This window comes from uncultured Novosphingobium sp. (genome assembly GCF_964277725.1).
GTDB classification, from domain to species: Bacteria; Pseudomonadota; Alphaproteobacteria; order Sphingomonadales; family Sphingomonadaceae; genus Novosphingobium; species Novosphingobium fluoreni.
Map to the genome: position 1 here is coordinate 1 of NZ_CAXYKL010000139.1, position 3,867 is coordinate 3,867.

General features: G+C 60.5%; 4 protein-coding genes and 1 pseudogene. 2 read left to right on the forward strand and 3 right to left on the reverse strand.

Features of this window, described 5'->3' with window-relative positions:
* Positions 1-92, forward strand: a 92-nt coding sequence (locus ACHWRX_RS08225) for an IS3 family transposase (RefSeq protein WP_394658149.1), incomplete at its 5' end; no start/stop codon positions are given.
* Positions 93-115: 23 nt separating this feature from the next.
* Here ACHWRX_RS08225 and ACHWRX_RS08230 read toward each other — a convergent pair.
* Both ACHWRX_RS08230 and ACHWRX_RS08235 read right to left on the reverse strand, forming a co-directional pair.
* The gene (locus ACHWRX_RS08230; RefSeq protein ID WP_394658830.1) at positions 116-565 is read right to left on the reverse strand and encodes a hypothetical protein; all 450 of its coding nucleotides are present in this window, start codon (positions 563-565) and stop codon (positions 116-118) included.
* A gap of 57 nt (positions 566-622) precedes the next feature.
* Positions 623-1,753, reverse strand: a complete 1,131-nt coding sequence (locus tag ACHWRX_RS08235; RefSeq protein WP_394658831.1) for an alpha/beta hydrolase — start codon at positions 1,751-1,753, stop codon at positions 623-625.
* Positions 1,754-2,015: 262 nt separating this feature from the next.
* Between ACHWRX_RS08235 and ACHWRX_RS08240 the strand changes: the two genes are divergently transcribed.
* Positions 2,016-2,633, forward strand: a complete 618-nt coding sequence (locus ACHWRX_RS08240) for a Crp/Fnr family transcriptional regulator (protein WP_394658832.1) — start codon at positions 2,016-2,018, stop codon at positions 2,631-2,633.
* Positions 2,634-3,098: 465 nt separating this feature from the next.
* Here ACHWRX_RS08240 and ACHWRX_RS08245 read toward each other — a convergent pair.
* Positions 3,099-3,725, reverse strand: a pseudogene (locus ACHWRX_RS08245) (tyrosine-type recombinase/integrase); the annotation flags it as partial.
* Positions 3,726-3,867: the final 142 nt, after the last annotated feature.

Consider the following 3,867-nt stretch of genomic DNA (forward strand, 5'->3'; position numbering starts at 1 on the left):
AGTACATCAATGGCTTCTACAACACCCGTCGTCGTCATTCATATCTGGGCGGCATCAGCCCGCTCGCCTTCGAAGCCAAGGTGGCTTTATGAGAGAGGTGACCGGCACAAAACCGTTACAAGTCCAGGTTGCCCAAGAACTCGTCGGCGCTCTTGGCCTGAAAGACGGTGCCATTGACCATCACGAAGTCTTGCGCCGTCCCCTCGGCGCCCGGCAAGCGCTCACCAGGCACGTCCAGCACCTTCATCGCAAGGCCGCGAGGCAGGCTCACGGCGTCGGGCAGGATGTCACCGGCGTTCGTCGACATGCGGATCAGCACCTTGTGCGTGCCGGCCTGCGCGAAGAGACCCTGCGCCAGTTCAGGCGGAAGGCCCGCGTCTATCGTCAGCTCGCCGTTCAGCACTCCGTGCGCCTTGGCATGCACCGATCGCACGGCATGGCCATAGTCCTTCGACGTGGTCTCAAGGATCGTGTCGAAGGCGGTGCAGATATCGCCGATGGTCTCGCGTTCGTCCGCTTGGACTTGCTCGACGCTGGGTTGGTACGGAACAGGAGCTTGGGTCATGGTATCCTCACGTAAGGGAGCGGGGTAGAGCGAACTGATCCGCTCCACCCGTCAAAATCAGCGCTTCTTGGGCGCTGCGGCAAAGGCGGCCTTGAGCCTTGCGACTGCCAGATCATTCGCTTCCTTGGCCCCGCGCACGATGTTGGCCATGCCGAAGAACTCGTGTGTCACGCCCGGGAAGGTTCGTTGCTCCACCTTGTCGCCGGCCGCGCGCATGGCCGTCGCAAGCGTCTCGCCGTCGGAACGCAGCGGATCGATCTGCGCGTTGATGATGGTGGTGGGCGGCAAACCACGCAAGTTGGCGGCTACCAAGTTCAGACGTGGATCCTGCGCATCCGCCTTGCTTTTCATGTAGTAGTTGCCGAACCAGTTCAGCATCGCGCCATTCAGCGGCTTGGCATTTGCGGAGTCCTTGCGCGAGGGCAGGGTCATGCTGCTGTTCGCGATCGGATAGACCGAGACGATATGGACTGGCGCGGCGAGCCCGTTGTCGCGTGCATAGATCGCGGTCGCGACCGCCAGATTGCCACCGGCGCTTTCGCCAGCGAGCGCGATCCTCGCAGGGTCGCCACCCCAACTGGCGGCGTTCTGCAAGGTCCAGCGATAAGCATCAGCGGCGTCTTCATGCTGTGCGGGAAACTTGAACTCCGGCGCGTGGCGGTACTCGACCGAAACGACGATCGCGTTCAGCGCCTTGGACATCGCGCGCGGCGCGGCATCGTATGTGTCGACATCCGCGATGACCCAGCCACCGCCATGATAGTAGACCATCACCGGCATCGGTGCACCGCCGGCACGGGCCGCCGCCGCCGGCTTGTAGATGCGGGCGAACTGCTTGGGATCGCTGCCGTAGGGCACGTCCTGCGTCGTCACCGCCGGATCTGGCGCAGTCGACATGCCCTTCTTGGCCATGACCGCCTTGGCCCCGTCTGCCGCCGATGGCTGCAAGCGGGCTTCAGCAGGTGTGAGCCTTTCGATCGGCTTGCCGCCCAGTGTAACAAGAGCGTCCAGCACTATTTGCATGTCTGGTGCGGCCTTGGCGGGCTGCGTCTTCATCGCAGGCGGCGGCAGGGGTGGAGGAGCAGCGGGCGAAGGCTGCGACTGGGCAGATGCCGTGCCCGTCAGTGAGATGGCAAGGGTAAGCGCAGTCGCGCTACCGGCGAGGACTTGCTTGAGGGAATAGGTCAATCGAAACTCCTATTGCTATTGCTTGAGCAACAGTCGGGTCAGCAGACGGTTTCGGTACGGTATCGGGCATAACCTGCATTAGTTGGTTTGACTGACCGGCAGAAATCTTGAGGCTGACACCATGAATCACCCTTCCAACACGCTTTCCTTGTCTCCAATCCCCTGTTCCCGCTTGAGCCAGACGAACAACTTCCTGCTGCAGAACTTGTCGGTGGACGATTTCGCTCTGCTGCAGCCTCATCTGGAACCTGTCCGGATCGAAGTGGGCGAGGTTGTCGCCCGGACCGGCGATCCGATTGAAAGCATCTGCTTCTTCGAAGGCGCGGTGGCAGGTATCCTGAATTCGCTGCATGAAGAGCATCGTTTCGCGATCGGATTGGTCGGGCAGGAAGGTTTTGTGGGCTGGCCATTGCTCCTGGGCAGCCGCTTGTGGCCCCATGATGTGGTCATGCGGGCCGAGGGAGCCGACGCATGGCGCTTGCCTGCCCCGGCCCTTCTGCAAGCCGTGAGCGCCAGCGCGAGCTTGCAGGCGACGCTGCTGCGTTTCACGAACGTGTTCATGATCCAGATGAGTCGCACCATCATCTCGTCGCTCGCGCACACCGTCGAGCGGCGCATGGCGCGCTGGATCCTGCTGTACCACGATCGCGTCCAGACCGATGAGATCGCCATGACGCACGAGGAGTTTCGGCTGATGCTGGGCGTTCGAAGATCCAGCGTCACGGATGCGCTGCGACGTTTGATGGACGAGCAGGCCGTTCTCACCGCGCGAGGCAAGATCATCGTCCTGAACCGGGGTAAGCTCGTTGAACTGAGTGGGGCGACCTACGGCACCGCCGAAAGCGAGTATCGCCGCCTTATCATTAACGGCCCCGTTTGAAGTTGAACCAAAGCAGAGCCATTCAATCGGCAGCGTCGAAGGTCTTGAAAAGCTGAACTTTGCAGCGCCCAGTACCTAGACAGCAGTGAACGACGATACCAAGATTATGGTAAGAGCAGGCCATTTTGTAGCCACTCCGGCGATTATCTCGCCTAAAGCTCTGCTCATCAAGTAATTGCCAACGAAGAGTCATCCATTGGCTCGAGGACGACCCGCAGAAGCTGCCTTCCTTTCATGTCTCACGACTAGGCTGCGAATGGCAGATCAAGGAGCGCGTCCGTAAGACCTCGTATCGTTTCAGCTCACATCCCGGACAATCGCCAACGTCCAACGTTGTCGCTATTCAGAGCTTACGAACTGATGTCTGCTTCTCGCCAACCCTGCCGTTCAGCGGGTGACCTGGCATAGCTGAAAAGTCCCACGCGCCGTTAGTTTGGCCCCTCGCCGGAGGCGAGGAGCCAATGTTCAGATTTCTGTATTCTCGGCGAGGGCAAGCGCGTCTTCCACGTCGATCCCAAGGTAGCGCACAGTGTTCTCGATCTTGCTATGGCCAAGCAGGATCTGGACGGCACGAAGGTTGCCAGTAGCCCTGTAGATGATCGATGCCTTCGTTCGGCGAATGGAGTGCGTGCCATACTCACTTCGCATCAGACCGATCCCTGTCACCCATTCATCGACGAGCCGGGCATACTGGCGGGTACTGAGGTGCCCACTATGATCTACCCGGCTGGGAAAGACGTAGTCGTCCACTGTGCCGCCCCGCCGCTCAAGCCAAGCCAGCATACTGGCGCGAGCATCTGAAAGCAGCTCGAACTGAACTGGTCGGCCTGTCTTCTGCTGCATGACGATCGCACGCGTTCGGATCTGACCGCCGCTGACAAGATCGCCGATCTTCATCTGGACCAGGTCGCAACCCCGGAGCTTGCTGTCGATCGCTAGGTCAAACAGCGCCCAATCTCGCAAGCGTCGATGCTGATTGAGGTAGAACCGGATTTCCCAAATCTGCTTCGGTTTAAGCGCTCGCTTCGCGCCAACGGTCCTTCCGGCATTCCATACCCGGCGCTTGGTGGCGGTGGGTTCGGTTTCAGGTAAGCGTCCGGTCTCCGACGCGTTGCGCCTTCCGGCCCCGTTGGCGAGGGAGGGCCGATAGGAGTCTCCTTCTGGACTCCATAAGGAGGTCAGGAGATGGGCCGGATCGAGGTCATCACCCGCACGGAACGCCGTCGTAAATATT